Source organism: Glutamicibacter sp. M10, assembly GCF_025452055.1.
Taxonomy (GTDB): Bacteria; Actinomycetota; Actinomycetes; order Actinomycetales; family Micrococcaceae; genus Glutamicibacter.
Genome location: NZ_CP104918.1, coordinates 1,123,325 through 1,136,960 on the forward strand (window position 1 = coordinate 1,123,325; position 13,636 = coordinate 1,136,960).

General features: G+C 54.6%; 13 protein-coding genes. 7 read left to right on the forward strand and 6 right to left on the reverse strand.

Annotated features, from left to right (window positions below):
- Positions 1-119: 119 nt before the first annotated feature.
- Positions 120-509 carry a helix-turn-helix domain-containing protein gene (locus tag N6V40_RS05475; protein WP_262199320.1) on the reverse strand — a complete coding sequence of 130 codons (390 nt, stop codon included), beginning with the start codon at positions 507-509 and terminating at the stop codon, positions 120-122.
- Positions 510-889: 380 nt separating this feature from the next.
- On the opposite strand from N6V40_RS05475, the gene N6V40_RS05480 reads away from it, so the two are divergent.
- Both N6V40_RS05480 and N6V40_RS05485 read left to right on the forward strand, forming a co-directional pair.
- Positions 890-2,065, forward strand: coding sequence for an NAD(P)-dependent malic enzyme (locus N6V40_RS05480; protein WP_262199321.1), 1,176 nt, complete (start codon positions 890-892; stop codon positions 2,063-2,065).
- A 161-nt stretch (positions 2,066-2,226) separates the two neighbouring features.
- Positions 2,227-2,745: a hypothetical protein gene (locus tag N6V40_RS05485; RefSeq protein ID WP_131089192.1), complete on the forward strand. Its 519-nt coding sequence runs from the start codon at positions 2,227-2,229 to the stop codon at positions 2,743-2,745.
- A gap of 561 nt (positions 2,746-3,306) precedes the next feature.
- Here N6V40_RS05485 and N6V40_RS05490 read toward each other — a convergent pair.
- Positions 3,307-4,809 (reverse strand): amino acid permease, encoded by a 1,503-nt coding sequence (locus tag N6V40_RS05490; protein WP_396268417.1) that lies wholly within the window; start codon positions 4,807-4,809, stop codon positions 3,307-3,309.
- 180 nt (positions 4,810-4,989) lie between these two features.
- Between N6V40_RS05490 and N6V40_RS05495 the strand changes: the two genes are divergently transcribed.
- The gene (locus tag N6V40_RS05495) at positions 4,990-5,835 is read left to right on the forward strand and encodes an HpcH/HpaI aldolase/citrate lyase family protein (protein WP_131089190.1); all 846 of its coding nucleotides are present in this window, start codon (positions 4,990-4,992) and stop codon (positions 5,833-5,835) included.
- Positions 5,836-5,959: 124 nt separating this feature from the next.
- Here N6V40_RS05495 and N6V40_RS05500 read toward each other — a convergent pair whose 3' ends face one another.
- The 4 genes from N6V40_RS05500 to N6V40_RS05515 form a co-directional block, all read right to left on the reverse strand.
- Entirely contained in the window at positions 5,960-7,450 is a 1,491-nt protein-coding gene (locus N6V40_RS05500; RefSeq protein ID WP_262199323.1) for an alanine/glycine:cation symporter family protein, read from the reverse strand.
- 175 nt (positions 7,451-7,625) lie between these two features.
- Entirely contained in the window at positions 7,626-7,748 is a 123-nt protein-coding gene (gene ykgO, locus N6V40_RS05505; protein WP_131089188.1) for a type B 50S ribosomal protein L36, read from the reverse strand.
- Positions 7,749-7,786: 38 nt separating this feature from the next.
- Entirely contained in the window at positions 7,787-8,827 is a 1,041-nt protein-coding gene (locus N6V40_RS05510) for a GTP-binding protein (RefSeq protein WP_262199324.1), read from the reverse strand.
- 100 nt (positions 8,828-8,927) lie between these two features.
- Entirely contained in the window at positions 8,928-9,785 is an 858-nt protein-coding gene (locus tag N6V40_RS05515) for a fumarylacetoacetate hydrolase family protein (RefSeq protein WP_131089186.1), read from the reverse strand.
- A gap of 215 nt (positions 9,786-10,000) precedes the next feature.
- Here N6V40_RS05515 and N6V40_RS05520 point away from each other — a divergent pair, with 215 nt between their 5' ends.
- The 4 genes from N6V40_RS05520 to N6V40_RS05535 are packed head-to-tail and all read left to right on the forward strand — an operon-like array spanning position 10,001 to position 13,596.
- Positions 10,001-10,642: an ABC transporter permease gene (locus N6V40_RS05520; protein WP_131089185.1), complete on the forward strand. Its 642-nt coding sequence runs from the start codon at positions 10,001-10,003 to the stop codon at positions 10,640-10,642.
- A 52-nt stretch (positions 10,643-10,694) separates the two neighbouring features.
- The gene (locus N6V40_RS05525; RefSeq protein ID WP_165477343.1) at positions 10,695-11,897 is read left to right on the forward strand and encodes an ABC transporter ATP-binding protein; all 1,203 of its coding nucleotides are present in this window, start codon (positions 10,695-10,697) and stop codon (positions 11,895-11,897) included.
- Entirely contained in the window at positions 11,894-12,622 is a 729-nt protein-coding gene (locus N6V40_RS05530; protein WP_131089183.1) for an ABC transporter permease, read from the forward strand. The genes N6V40_RS05525 and N6V40_RS05530 overlap by 4 nt, the downstream gene beginning before the upstream one ends.
- Positions 12,619-13,596, forward strand: a complete 978-nt coding sequence (locus N6V40_RS05535) for a glycine betaine ABC transporter substrate-binding protein (RefSeq protein WP_131089182.1) — start codon at positions 12,619-12,621, stop codon at positions 13,594-13,596. The genes N6V40_RS05530 and N6V40_RS05535 overlap by 4 nt, the downstream gene beginning before the upstream one ends.
- Positions 13,597-13,636: the final 40 nt, after the last annotated feature.

Sequence of the window (13,636 nt, forward strand, 5' to 3'; positions counted from 1 at the left end):
CATGCGAGGATGTGTTTTCAAATAGAATACTTTGGTATTCCAACAGGAAAACTCGCGGTTGGCAAGAACTTCAGCAATGTGCGGCCATTGCCCTTAACCTAGGACAGGTATTCGTCCGGCTACTTCTCGGATTTGGCGCGAGAATCTAACCAATCCTGAATGGAGCTAGGGCGGATACGCCGGTGTGTGCCGCGGTATTCCACCTCGATAATTCCTGCATCAGCAAGCTTTCGAAGGTAGCTATTTGAAATGCCAGCCATCTGAGCGGCCTGAGAAGTGTTCAGCAGTAACTCTGGAGTTCCGATGCTGACCGACTCTCCATTGGCAAAACGCGCGAGCACTTCAATGAGCGCCTGATGAGCTTCCTTAGGTAGCTGTAGTGCAGTGCCATTCACAAACACCGTGGTGTCGTTTGATTCATCCAGCGCGCGTCGCAACCGTGTGGTGGTCTTTTCGTCGAGTGACTCGAAAGTACGTACTCTGCCCAAGGCTGAAGTCGGTGATGCCATGGAATTCATTTTGCCTCAAGTTGCGCACCAAGTGCGTGCAATGAGCACCAGAGGTGGATATTGCTACGGCAAGTCATATTAGAGCTCCACGACGAAAGGGGGTTGTATTGCGACAAACGGTTCCCGTATGGTGGAAATTGTAGGTCTAAAGAAAGTACTGACCAGCCATCTTCCGGCACACCACGACGGAACCTTCAGCCTTACCCGGCGGAGCTCCTCGGGGAACTGTGTACATAGAAGCTTGATGCCCTCCTTAATTGCGTCGGGTCAAGCTCTGTTGCGGTCGGATGAATGGTCATGCGCGTTCCTACGCTATGCCACAAGCTTTGTGGGTACTGCGTTTTCGTCGTTCAAAACTTTCTTGAAAGAAGAATCATTCAATGTCGATTGAATCCGCCAAAGACCTGTCCACCATCACCGATGCAGAAGTATTCGACGCTCACATCGGTGGCAAACTCACCGTTCAGTCGCAGATGCCACTGAAGTCCAAGCGTGATCTGTCCATTGCGTACACTCCCGGAGTAGCCAAGGTTTCCCAAGCGATCGCTGATGATCCAGCCATGCACTCCACCCACACCTGGGCCTCGCGTCTGGTTGCCGTCATCTCCGACGGCACCGCAGTGCTAGGCCTGGGCAACATCGGTGCAGCAGCGTCGCTGCCGGTGATGGAAGGTAAGAGCGCACTATTCAAAGAATTCGCTGAACTAGATTCCATCCCGCTGGTACTGAACACCACCGACGTTGATGAAATCGTTGAGACAGTGATTCGTCTACGCCCAAGCTTCGGTGCGGTAAACCTCGAAGACATCTCGGCGCCTCGTTGTTTCGAGATCGAAAAGCGCCTCATAGAAGCGTTGGATATCCCAGTGATGCACGATGATCAGCACGGCACCGCCGTGGTGGTCCTGGCTGCACTTATTGGGGCCGCTCGTCAGACCAAACGGGACATCAGCTCGCTGAAGGTTGTTGTCTCCGGCGCGGGTTCAGCCGGTGTAGCCGTGACTAACCTGTTGCTCAAGGCAGGAGTGGATGACGTGATCGTTCTCGATTCGCGGGGAACCATTCACCGCGAGCGTGATGACTTGAACCCCATCAAGGCCGAATTGGCAGGACGCACCAACCGTGATGACGTGATGGGCGGATTGGCTGAAGCCTTGGAAGGCGCTGACGTAGTGGTGGGACTATCTTCGTCGAAGTTTGACGAAGCAGCATTGGCCAAGATGAACAAGGATGGCATCATCTTTGCGCTGTCTAACCCGACTCCGGAAATCATGCCGGATGTGGCCAAGAAGTATGCGGCAGTGGTTGCCACCGGACGAAGTGACTTCCCAAACCAGATCAACAACGTTCTGGCCTTCCCTGGAATCTTCCGTGGTGCGCTGGACTCGGGCGCCACGAGAATTACCGAGGAAATGAAGGTCGCCGCGGCTCATGCCATCGCTGATTTGGTCGGTGATGACTTGGCTGAGGACTACATTGTTCCTTCGGCTCTGGATGATCGAGTGATGCCAGCTGTAGCCGCCGCGGTGGCTGCTGAAGCACAGTCGGCTAAGTAGTCTCGTAGGCACCTGTCGGTGTCGTACCTAAGGCGTTGCCTGCAATCGATGTGATTGCGGGCAACGCTTTTTTGTTGTCCACACCTAGTTTGATTCTTAACCTCCAAGCCTGATATCAGCGTGAGACTTGCTGACATCACATCATGCAAGGAGGAGTAGTAGTGAGAGACTTCGTAACGAAATGGTGCACGATCAGAAGCACCTTATCCACTGCGGAAGAAGCGGCCTTTCTGGCCGAATTAGAGATAAAGCGCCGCGGCTATGCGTTGTTTGCCTACCGTATTCCTCTGTCGCCGCTTGTCATGGCATCAACCAAGGGTCTTGAGGATTCGGGCCACGCTGAAATCGCCACCCTTGCCGGCAGTGAAGACGAAGCCTTTGGCTTATTGAAGTACCTTGCTGAACAAGTCCTCGACCACGGCCGACATTTCACAGAGGGAACCAGCGGAACAGCCTTCTTTGGAGAATTGAAGTTCCACGACTTGTCTGCCGAGGCGTATCTCCTTGATGCCTTTGAGGATTTTGACGACTTTGAAGACCCTGAGGACTTTGACGATCTTGATGACTTCGACGACGCGCTGGGCGAGTATCGTCCACGTTTGTTAGTTTGCGAGTCTCCATCGCGCAGATCAACGCCGGCACGCAAGGCGCTGCACCAGGTCCAATGCAAAGCAGCCTGAGCTCATGGACAGCAATCGAAGTAAGAAGGAGCGCAAGCATGTGCGATATGTGTGATGGGATGAGCCTTGCAGATGTGGAGGCCAGAAGCGATCAGTGCATTCGTGATTTTGGACGTCAGGTACTTTTTGTAGAACCGGGCCGATTCAGCCAGCCCTACGCCTACACCATCGGGCTCAGCCTGCGAGGGCATCCAGAATTTTGGTTCGTGGCCTGAACTTTGCCGATAGTTTGTACCTGCTCAACGGCCTTTCAGGATCAGTGTTAGAGGACAATGAAGTTTTTGCGCACGGCCATAACTGTTCGTGGAATGAGACCACGTTGTTGTACTTCTCGAAGATTTCCAGAGGGATCAGGCACGAGGCACCATGGGCTTTTAGTCGGTACGGCGAGAATATGAGACTGCTAGAAGTGCTCTTTGTGAGTCGAGATCTTCCCTTTGGCGCGATGATATCCCCAAATAATTGACCCGTTGCAGTCCTTGCCTGGATAAAGAAAAGCCGTGATCACCCGAATGGATTCGGATGATCACGGCTTTGCCTCAAAAGGAAGATTGATCCTTATTAGTGCTTCTTCGAAGCGAGGTAGGCTGCTGCCTCACGCTTCTCTGCAGCTACACGCTCCACATGTGCTTGACGCAGCTTATGATGCTGAGGATTATTGCGCAGCAACAGATAGCCGATACCAACCACAACGAACCAGATTGGCGTTGACAACAGGCCAGTCAAGGTGTCTGCATCCTTAGTGAAAGCCCACAGTAGGAACACGAAGAACGCCATGACTACGTACGGCATGAAGGTGCCGCCCGGCATCTTGAAGACCGACGTGTCATGAGCCTGCGGACGACGCTTGCGGTAGACCAAGTAGCTGATCAAGATGATCGTCCAGACGAACATGAAGCACAGCGAGGAGATCGTGGTGACTACCGAGAAGCCGGTGGACTTATCCAGACCGAAGACCAGCAGAACAATCGAACTGAGCAACACAACGCCGGAAAGGAACAACGCATTGCGTGGAACCTGACGGCTGGTGAGTTTGCCGAAGAGCTTTGGTGCATCACCGTCGGTTGCCAGTCCAAAGACCATACGCGAAGTTGAGTAGATGCCCGAGTTAGCCGATGACGTCGCAGAAGTCAGCACCACGGCGTTAACCAGGTGAGCTGCAGCGCCAAGGCCTGCCAGCGAGAAGAGCATCACGAATGGCGACTGATCAGCGGTGAAGCGATCCCAAGGAACGACCGACATCAAGATGGCCAGCGAACCTACGTAGAAGAGCAGAATACGCACTGGGATGGCGTTGATAGCCTTTGGCAGGTTGTGTTCCGGGTTCTTTGTTTCAGCAGCTGCGGTACCAACTAGCTCAATACCAACAAAGGCGAAGACGGCGATTTGGAAGCCCATAACGAAGCCCATGAGTCCGCCACCGAAGAATCCGCCTTCACCGTTGAATAGGTTCAGGAAGGAAGCCTGAGCGCCATCGTGCTCGAAGCCGGTGACGATCATGACCAGGCCGACGACAATCAAGACAACAATCGCGACAATCTTGATCAATGCGAACCAGAACTCGGTTTCACCAAATCCGCGTACTGAAGGTAGGTTCAGCAGAATCAGCAGCACGATGACTGCCAATGCTGGGATCCACAGCGGAATGGTTGGCAGCCAGTAAGTGACGTACACCGAGGCGATCACAATGACGTCGGCGACGCCGGTAACAATCCAGCAGAACCAGTAGGTCCAGCCGGTGAAGAAGCCAGCCCATGGTCCAAGGATGTCTCCGGCGAAGTCGGAGAAGTTGCGGTAATCGGTGCGGCTGAGCAGTAATTCGCCCATAGCGCGCATCACGAAGTACAACATGAAGCCGATGACCATGTAGACCAGGATGACCGATGGGCCAGCAACAGAGATGGTTTTTCCCGAGCCCATGAATAGGCCAGTGCCGATTGCACCGCCAATGGCAAGGAGCTGAATGTGTCGGTTGGACAACGCTCGTTTAAGCTCGGGTCCAGTCTCTGCGGGATCAGTAGTTTCTATATTTGCCACGCAGGGTCCTTTATCGTGCAGCTTCATCGTGAAGCATAAATCTTTGTGGAGACAGATTCGCCTAGTGCCACGTCTAGTGACATTACCGGAAAAAGTCTCGTTGTTTGTAATTGTCCTCACATCAGACTGTGTTGGTCGGCTCAATTGAGGCAAATAGTGTACATACCTAGTGGAAGCCCTCAGGCCCAAGTGAGTAGTCTGGGAACTATGGCAATTCGAAATCGTCGAGCAGCGGCTCTTCCGGCAAAACTGTCCCGTTCCTGGCTTTTGGTGAACGCAGCAAAAGAGGAGGACTTTGCGCCGGCTCTCGCGAGCGAGGCCGACTCAGTCATCTTCGATATGGAAGCTGCTGTCCCTGATGACAAAAAACTTCAAGCTCGTGACAATGTAGTCCGCGCGCTGTCCAATGGCATGACCGCATGGGTGCGCGTCAACGGCATTGATACCGACTTCTGGGCCGATGATCTTGCAGCCCTGTCTGAGGCACCAGGTCTGCGCGGCATTATGCTGGCCATGACCGAGCAGCCAGAGCAGGTCACCTACAGCGCCATGCGTCTGCGCGCGGGCACCCCGGTGCTGGCCTTGATCGAAACCGCATTGGGTATCGAGAATGCTACCTCGATCGCATCGGCTCCTGGCACTTTCCGTCTAGCCTTCGGCGTGAACGACTTCCGCAAGGACACCGGTGTCTCTGATGATCCACTGGCGCTGGCCTATGCTCGCGGCAAGCTGGTCATCGCATCACGTGTTGGAAAGCTTCCCGGCGCCATTGATGGTCCACCACCAGCTGGTTCTGATGCGGCTAAGGTTTCTGAGGAAACTCGCGTCACCGCATCCATGGGTATGACCGGTAAGCTCTCGCTCTCCCGCGACCACGTGGACGGCATCAACGCTGCGTTGGCACCTAGCGAAGATGAGCTGTCCTGGGCAATGGAACTTCTCGAAGCCCACGCCGCTGGCGCTTCGGTGGGTGACGGCTCGTACTTGCCGCGTTTGGCCCGTGCGCAGAAGATTGCGGATCTGGCTGACTCCTACGGACTGTGGAACGCCTAAGCTTTCCGAGGGCTAGTTGCGAACCTGGTTTAACAGCAAATGATCTCGGTGCGGATCCTGGAAACAGGATCCGCACCGAGATCATTTTTTGCATCAATTCGCGCCTAGCTCATTAAGCGAGGTGTTATCCGCTATGTGCTTGACGATGTTGGGAGGAACCAACAACGTCACCGGACTTCCACTCACTCCAGCCATCGCGGTCCTTCATGAAGTCCTCAATCTGTGCCTTGTTGGCTTCCAGCTTCGGATCATTCTTGAGATACCAGCGGGTTTCACGAGCAATCAAACCGGACATGATGAGCAAGCCCACGAGGTTTGGTAGGGCCATAAGACCGTTCATCATGTCGGAGAAGTTCCATACGGCGGTCAGCTCGGTGGTGCAACCTACGTAGACAATCAACGAGAAGAGAACGCGGAATGGCATCACTGCGCGTCGACCAATCAAACGCTCAATATTGCGTTCACCGTAGTAGCACCAGCCAAGGATGGTTGAGAAGGCGAACATAACCAGGCCGATGGTGACAACCCAGTGTCCCCACTGGCCGGGCAGGCCGTGGGTGAAGGCTTGGCCGGTCATCAACGCGGCGGAGACTTGCGCGCCGGTGGCTTCATCAATCTTGTTCCAAGTACCGGTGGTGATGATCACCAATCCGGTGCAGGTAACTACGATGATCGTGTCGATGAAGGTCTGAGTCATGGAGACCAGACCCTGACGGACCGGGTGGGTGGTCTGTGCCGCGGCAGCCGCGATAGCCGCCGAGCCCATGCCGGATTCGTTGGAGAAAATACCGCGAGCAACACCGTACTGTACGGCGATGATGATTGCAGACCCGGCGAAGCCACCTACGGCCGAGGTGCCGGTGAAGGCGTCAGTGAAGATCTCTGCAAAAGCGGCGGGGATGCCACCGACATTGGCAATCAAGATGTAGATCGAAGCAACCACATAGAACACGATCATGATCGGCACGAAGCCGGCGGTGACCTTGCCGATGGACTTGATGCCACCAACAAGGACAGCCAGTGATAGAATGGTGAGGATCAGGCCCGTGACCCACGGGGTGACGCCAAAGGAATTATCCAGGTTGGCGGCGATCGAGTTTCCCTGGGTCATATTGCCGATGCCGAAGCTGGCCAGAGTCGCGGCGACAGCGAAGAACAAAGCCAAGAATTTACCGAATGGGCCTTTGATACCGCGCTGCAGGTAGTACTGCGGTCCGCCGGATTTTTCACCTGCAATATCCGTGCCGCGGTAGCGGACGCCGAGGTAAGCCTCGGAGTACTTGGATGCCATTCCCAGCAGGCCGGTGACCCACATCCAGAACAGCGCGCCCGGTCCGCCAATGCCGATGGCTGTTGCCACGCCGACGATATTGCCAGTTCCAACCGTGGCGGCCAAGGCCGTCGTCAACGCTTGGAACTGCGAGACGTCGCCTTCAGCACCATCATCTTTGCGTTTGAGCAATCCTAGGCGAAGCGAAGCGGCGAGCTTGATAAATTGCAATCCGCCGAGGCGAATGGTCAGGTACAGGCCAGTGCCTAGTAGCAACGGGATCAGACAGAATGGTCCCCAAATAACTGATGAAATATCTCCGAAGAGAGTTCCCAGAGCTTCCATGTATACAACATCCCTTGTGCGAGTGAGTGACAAAGAGAAAGCTTGTAGCTCCCATAGCTGACATCTTATGGCAGAGTGCGATGTGTGTCACTGAATGCTCTGGTGAGCGGGGTAATCATCACGATGGACGGCGCCTTGCCGGCATCGAAGACGCGATGCCGGCAAGAGAGGACCGTTAGCCCTGACGAGCCTTGAGTCTTGGATTCTTTTTATTGATGACGTAGATACGTCCGCGACGCCGAACCACTTGGGATCCTGGCGCATTTTTAAGGTCGCGAAGAGAGTTGCGAACTTTCATTTTTCACCTCCTTTGGGGCAGGTCATGTTGGCGGTAACTCAGGATGCGGAGAATAGCCCTTGCAGCTCTTCCTCTGTCACCTGGCATTGGTGGAATAGGTTAGTAATCTCGTCTGCTTCGTGTTCTGAGCCGTAGAGCAAGAGCTCGGAAGTGGCGATTTCAGTTGACCATGAGCCGGTATTTTCCATCCAGAGACGCGGTCCTGCACTTCCGATGGCTACTCGTTCACTTAGTGCACTGGCCACCCAGAGTCGTCCCCGGATGCAGGTACAGGTCGCGGCTAGCGCAGGGAGCGCTTCACGGAACCGTTCGGGATGAAGGGGTCGTTCTGCGATTAGGTGGATTGGTGCGTGTTTTGTTGGTGACGAGGCTTCTGAGATATCAGGTATGTGCCCAGCACTGGTACGTTGCTGGGCGGCACCGGGATTGAACGAGCCGACCTGGCTGTCATGACTGCAGATAGTGGCGTGTGGGGCCATCTGTTGAACCACGCCAAGTCCGGTGTCAAAGTCTTCGCCGCCAATGCGACGAGGCCCCTTGGGGGATTCCAGCAGCCGTGTGTGCATCCCCTCTACGGGTAGGACCGTGTCAGCTTGCATGAGCTCGGTGAAGAAAAACTCTCCGGCGGTGCGTTGGTCGCGCTCCATGGAGCTGAATCCTGACTCCCATAAGGAGTGCTTGTCCCACATGTGATCTTCAAGTTCAGTGGGGTCCAGCGAGAGTGCGATGCTGTTGATGCTGATGTCAACAGTGGCAAGCTTTTGGGCCAATGTTTCCAGCACCGACCCGCTATGCCACGTTGCGGGCAGACCTAGGAGCATTGTGGCTTCGTTATCCTGGGGCGCCAGCCGTTCAATAGCGGGAAAGATTTCGTATTTGACGGCGCAACCGATGCACGGATGTTCGAGGACCGCTTCACCATGCTCGACTGCAGCGTTCCCTGCAACGGTGCGTACCAAACGATTTCCCTCGATGAAATCGTAGGAAAGGATTATGGCCTCTGGATAGTGGCGCCGTAGGTGTTCCAGCCCAGCATCGCGGCAGGAGGTGTCGAGGGCAGAGAGGACGATAACATTCACGTCTTGAAGACTATATGAGAATGAGTCTCAATAACAAATAATGAAGCGCGGACAAAAATGGCCTGCCAGTTCTAACTGACAGGCCATGAGGGAAAGCTAGCTAGTGCTGTGCAGCGTTGAAGGTTGTGCGAGCAACACCTAGGCCATCGATGCGAGTTTCCAGCACGTCACCATGCTTGAGCCACGGGTGACGACCGTTTTCGTCGCGACGTCCCAGTGCCACTCCAGCAGGAGTACCGGTGAGGATGACATCGCCTGGCTGAAGTTCGTTAAACGTCGACAAGTAGGACACCAACTGCTCAGCGTTGAAGATCAAATCATCAATCTGGCCTTCCTGGACGATAACTCCGTTCACGGCACTGGTGATTTTTGCTGCCGGATCTAGCTCATCTGGCGTCACCAGCCATGGACCTAGCGGAGTGGAGTGGTCCCAAATCTTTCCTTGAAGCCATTCGGAGCTTCGTCCTTGGAAGCCTCGCATCGACACGTCACTGGATACGGCGTAACCCGCGATATGTGATGCGGCATCTTCTTCGGCGATACGCCGGCCCGGCGTACCAATGATGATTGCTAGTTCAGCTTCATAGTCCACCCGGTGATCTTCGACAGGGATTTCTACTTCGTCGTTTGCGCCGCACAGCGACGAAGCGAACTTCGCGAACACTGTGGGGTATTTAGGCAACTCTTGACCAACTTCAGCAGCGTGGGACTTGTAGTTCAGTCCGATGCAGTAGATCTTTGACGGGTTAGGAATCAGCGGCGCGTAGTGAGCTTCACCTTCAGCAATAGACTCACCCACCAGTGCACGAGCGATGACTTCCTGCTGCGTTGGCTCATCCAAGCGCAGGAATCGCTGGACGGTATCAAGGTTGTCTAGGTAGTAGGCTCGGCCATCTTCGATGACGGCTGCGGTGGTGTGTCCTGGTTCGCTGGTGAGGCGGAGCGTTGCAAGTTTCATGATTCCATCTCACTACATTTCTCGTTGAAATCACACCCTGTTTCAGGTTCCCACAAGCATTGTTTTGAGCAAGCTAACTGCCCATGTACCAAGTCAGGAAACGCCGCGAACCTTGGTGAGCTAGATAACCCCCGGTAAGCTCAGGGCAGGAACAGGGCGATTTATGCGTCCTGAGATCGAGCTTGATACGTAACTAAAGTGAAGTAGGTTTTAATGTGGGTGAATTTTTTGAGGAGCGATATCGCAATATCCTCTTCTCCTCCTGGCAACACTTTTCGCTTGTCCTGCAGTGCCTGATTCTGGCAACCATCATTTCAGTAGTGCTTGCCGTACTGGTGTATCGCAATAAGGCATTATCTGGAATCGCGAACTCCGTCAGTGCCATCGGCCTGACCGTCCCATCCTTTGCACTGATCGGTTTGCTCATTGTCCCGTTTGGTTTTGGTGTCGCACCAGCAGTGATCGTTGTGACCTTCTTTGCCGCCTTGCCGATTCTGCGCAACGCCATCGTAGGCCTGAACAACATTGAACCAACCATTGTCGAATCAGCCAGGGGCATCGGCATGAGCCGAATGAAAACCCTTGTTTCCGTTGAACTGCCCATTGCTTGGCCAGTGATCCTCACCGGCGTGCGTGTTTCGGCGCAGATGGTGATGGGTGTAGCCGCCGTTGTTTCCTACGCCTTGGGCCCTGGACTTGGCGGATTTATCTTCCAAGGTCTTTCCCGTTTAGGCGGCGCTAATGCCCTTGAATCAGTGGTTACCGGCGTTGTCGGCGTCGTGATTCTGGCTCTCATTCTTGACCTGATTTTGCTCGGCATCGGCCGACTAACTACCCCGCGAGGTATCCGTGTCTGAAAATAAGAATTCCGAAACTTTGACTGCCCAGAATGTCACTGGCGCTTCGATCATGCTTGAAGAAGTCACCAAAACCTACCCCGGGCAGAAGAAATCTGCCGTCGGGGGACTCACCCTGGAAATTCCAGCCGGTTCAATCGTGATGTTTGTTGGTCCTTCCGGTTGTGGCAAGACCACCACACTGAAGATGATCAACCGTCTGATCGAGCCCACCAGCGGAAAAATCGTCATCAACGGCGAAGACGTGACCGGAATGAACGGCGATGAACTACGTCGTCGCATCGGTTACGTCATTCAGGCTGGCGGCCTGTTCCCGCACATGACCGTGGCAACTAACATCGCCATGGTTCCTAAGATGCTGGGCTGGTCAAAGGAAAAGATCGCTGCTCGTGTTGATGAGCTTCTCGAGTTGGTCTCGCTGGATCCCGAGATGTACCGCGACCGCTTCCCGAAGGAACTTTCCGGCGGACAACAGCAGCGTGTTGGTGTAGCCCGCGCCTTGGCCGCTGATCCACCGGTCTTGCTGATGGATGAGCCTTTTGGCGCGGTGGATCCGATTACCCGTCAGCGACTTCAGGATGAGCTTCTGAATATTCAGTCTGAAGTTCAGAAAACCATCGTCTGTGTCACCCACGACTTTGATGAGGCCGTGAAGCTGGGGGATTGGATTGCCATCTTCAACGAAGGTGCACAACTGGAGCAGTACGATTCGCCAGAACGAATTCTGGCCAACCCCGCCAGCGAGTTTGTCGAAAACTTCATCGGCTCAGGCGCCGGGCTCAAGCAGCTGACCTTGACCCGAGTCAACGAAGTTGAGCTGGAAGAAGCAGTCACAACCACTCCGGGCAAGCGAGCTTCAGAGGTGCTTTCCCATCTGCAGGGTGCCGGGCGCAAACACGCTGTGGTCTTGGACTCGCGTGGCCGCCCATTGCGTCGCTTGGATCGACGTCAGCTATCGCGTGCAGAAATCATCGATGGCACGCGTGATCAGAATCTGCCAGTAGTTGGCGAGCAGGCAACCCTGAATGACGCGCTGGATACGATGCTGGTAGCCAGTTCCGAGTCCGCTTTGGTCACCGGTCGTCGCGACGTGCTTCTTGGCGTCATCTCGGTGCAGACCGTTATGGAAGCCATTGCGGCAGCTAACGGTTCCCAGGATGGAGCCCACAACGCGCCGGTCGGTTTGAATTCTGGTGCGATCAATGTGGTGGACATTGAAAGTGAAGCCATCACGCCGGATGGTGAACCCGTATGAGCGGAGAAAAACGAAGCCTGATATGGCAGATCATTGGTATTGCCATCGCCTTCGCGGTGCTGGTTATCTGGCTGTTAAGCGCAGATCTCACCGAGACTGAGCGCCAGACACTGGATCCCGCCACCATTTGGGGCTACACGCTTCAGCATCTGCAACTGACGGTGATTGCAACGATCATTGTTCTGATTATCGCCATCCCGTTGGGCATCCTACTGACCCGTCCCTCATTGCGGCGCGCTGCCCCAATCGTTCGCGCCATCGCTAACTTCGGGCAAGCTGCACCGGCTATCGGTGTCATTGTCTTGTTAGCTTTTTGGCTTGGCTTTGGATCGAAAACTGCCATCGTTTCACTGGTGATCTACGCGATTCTTCCGGTGCTCTCCAACACCATCGTGGGATTGCAACAGGTTGACCAGCGCATCGTGGAAGCCGGGCGCGGTATTGGCATGTCTTTGATGTCTGTGCTGTTCAAGGTAGAGCTGCCTCTGGCAGTTCCGGTCATGCTTTCGGGCATCCGCACCGCATTGGTCCTCTTGGTGGGTACAGCAACGCTGGCCACTTTCATCAACGGGGGTGGACTGGGCATCTTGATCACTACCGGCGTGAACCTGAACCTGAACGTCGTACTGATTACCGGTTCCTTGCTGGTGGCTTTACTGGCTCTGACCATTGATTGGCTAGGGCGAGTAGTTGAACAGGTTGCACGTCCGAAGGGACTGTCATGAAACACGTACTAAAACTATCGGTGTTGTCCGTTGCCGCCGTGATCGGTTTGACCGGTTGCGGCCTGAGTCCATCCACTGGCACCGTTCCAGAAGTGGGGCCCGGGAAAATTCAGCCGGTTGCCGACGCTGCTGATGCTCCGAAGGTGACCGTGACTTCTAAGTCGTTCACCGAGCAGCTGCTGTTGGGCAAGATCTCCGTGATTGCCTTGGAAGCTGCCGGATATGATGTCACCGACTTGACCAACGTTCCGGGATCTCAGCCTGCACGTCAGCTCTTGCTCTCTGGAGATGCAAGCATGCTGTGGGAATATACCGGCACAGCCTGGTTGACGTACCTCGGGCATGAGAAACCAGTGGTTGGCGAAAAAGCTCAGTGGGAAGCGGTGCAGAAGGAAGACGTGCCCAATGGCATCAACTGGGGCAAGCCGGCACCACTGAACAATACGTACGCCATGGCCATGAACGAAAAGACGGCAAAGCGTCTGGGCATCACTAAGCTCTCAGAGCTGAAGAGTTTGGATACGAAAGACCTAACCTTCTGTGTTGATCCTGAATTCAACTCACGTCGTGATGGTTTGACTCCAATGCTGGAACACTATGGCATTGATCGTGGGTCTCAAGTATCTGAGAACAACATCGGTCTCTACGACGTAGGTGCCATCTATCAAGCAACGGCTTCAGGAGCCTGTGACTTCGGAGAGGTGTTCACCACCGACGGTCGTATCAAGGCGCTGAATCTGACGGTGCTGGAGGACGATAAGAAGTACTTCCCAAGTTACAACGCTGCTCCGGCCTTCAACGAGGCATTCTTGAAGGAACATCCAGACGTCAAAAAGATCATGGGTGAGATCGCTCCATTGCTCACCGATGAGGTGTTGATGGAACTGAACTACCAAGTTGATGTGGTTGGGCGCGAACCGGCGGACGTCGCCTTTGAATGGATGGTTGGCGAGGGGCTAGTCTCCAAGCCGTAGGCCTGATCTTCTTACTGCTCAATGACAACTGCTCACTACC

What these genes read in the sequence shown, in the direction of transcription:
- N6V40_RS05475 (WP_262199320.1), bottom strand. Translation starts at nt 509, where the DNA reads ATGGCATCACCGACTTCAGCCTTGGGCAGAGTACGTACTTTCGAGTCA.
- N6V40_RS05480 (WP_262199321.1), top strand. Translation starts at nt 890, where the DNA reads ATGTCGATTGAATCCGCCAAAGACCTGTCCACCATCACCGATGCAGAA.
- N6V40_RS05490 (WP_396268417.1), bottom strand. Translation starts at nt 4,809, where the DNA reads ATGAAGCTGCACGATAAAGGACCCTGCGTGGCAAATATAGAAACTACT.
- N6V40_RS05495 (WP_131089190.1), top strand. Translation starts at nt 4,990, where the DNA reads ATGGCAATTCGAAATCGTCGAGCAGCGGCTCTTCCGGCAAAACTGTCC.
- N6V40_RS05500 (WP_262199323.1), bottom strand. Translation starts at nt 7,450, where the DNA reads ATGGAAGCTCTGGGAACTCTCTTCGGAGATATTTCATCAGTTATTTGG.
- ykgO (WP_131089188.1), bottom strand. Translation starts at nt 7,748, where the DNA reads ATGAAAGTTCGCAACTCTCTTCGCGACCTTAAAAATGCGCCAGGATCC.
- N6V40_RS05515 (WP_131089186.1), bottom strand. Translation starts at nt 9,785, where the DNA reads ATGAAACTTGCAACGCTCCGCCTCACCAGCGAACCAGGACACACCACC.
- N6V40_RS05525 (WP_165477343.1), top strand. Translation starts at nt 10,695, where the DNA reads ATGCTTGAAGAAGTCACCAAAACCTACCCCGGGCAGAAGAAATCTGCC.
- N6V40_RS05530 (WP_131089183.1), top strand. Translation starts at nt 11,894, where the DNA reads ATGAGCGGAGAAAAACGAAGCCTGATATGGCAGATCATTGGTATTGCC.
- N6V40_RS05535 (WP_131089182.1), top strand. Translation starts at nt 12,619, where the DNA reads ATGAAACACGTACTAAAACTATCGGTGTTGTCCGTTGCCGCCGTGATC.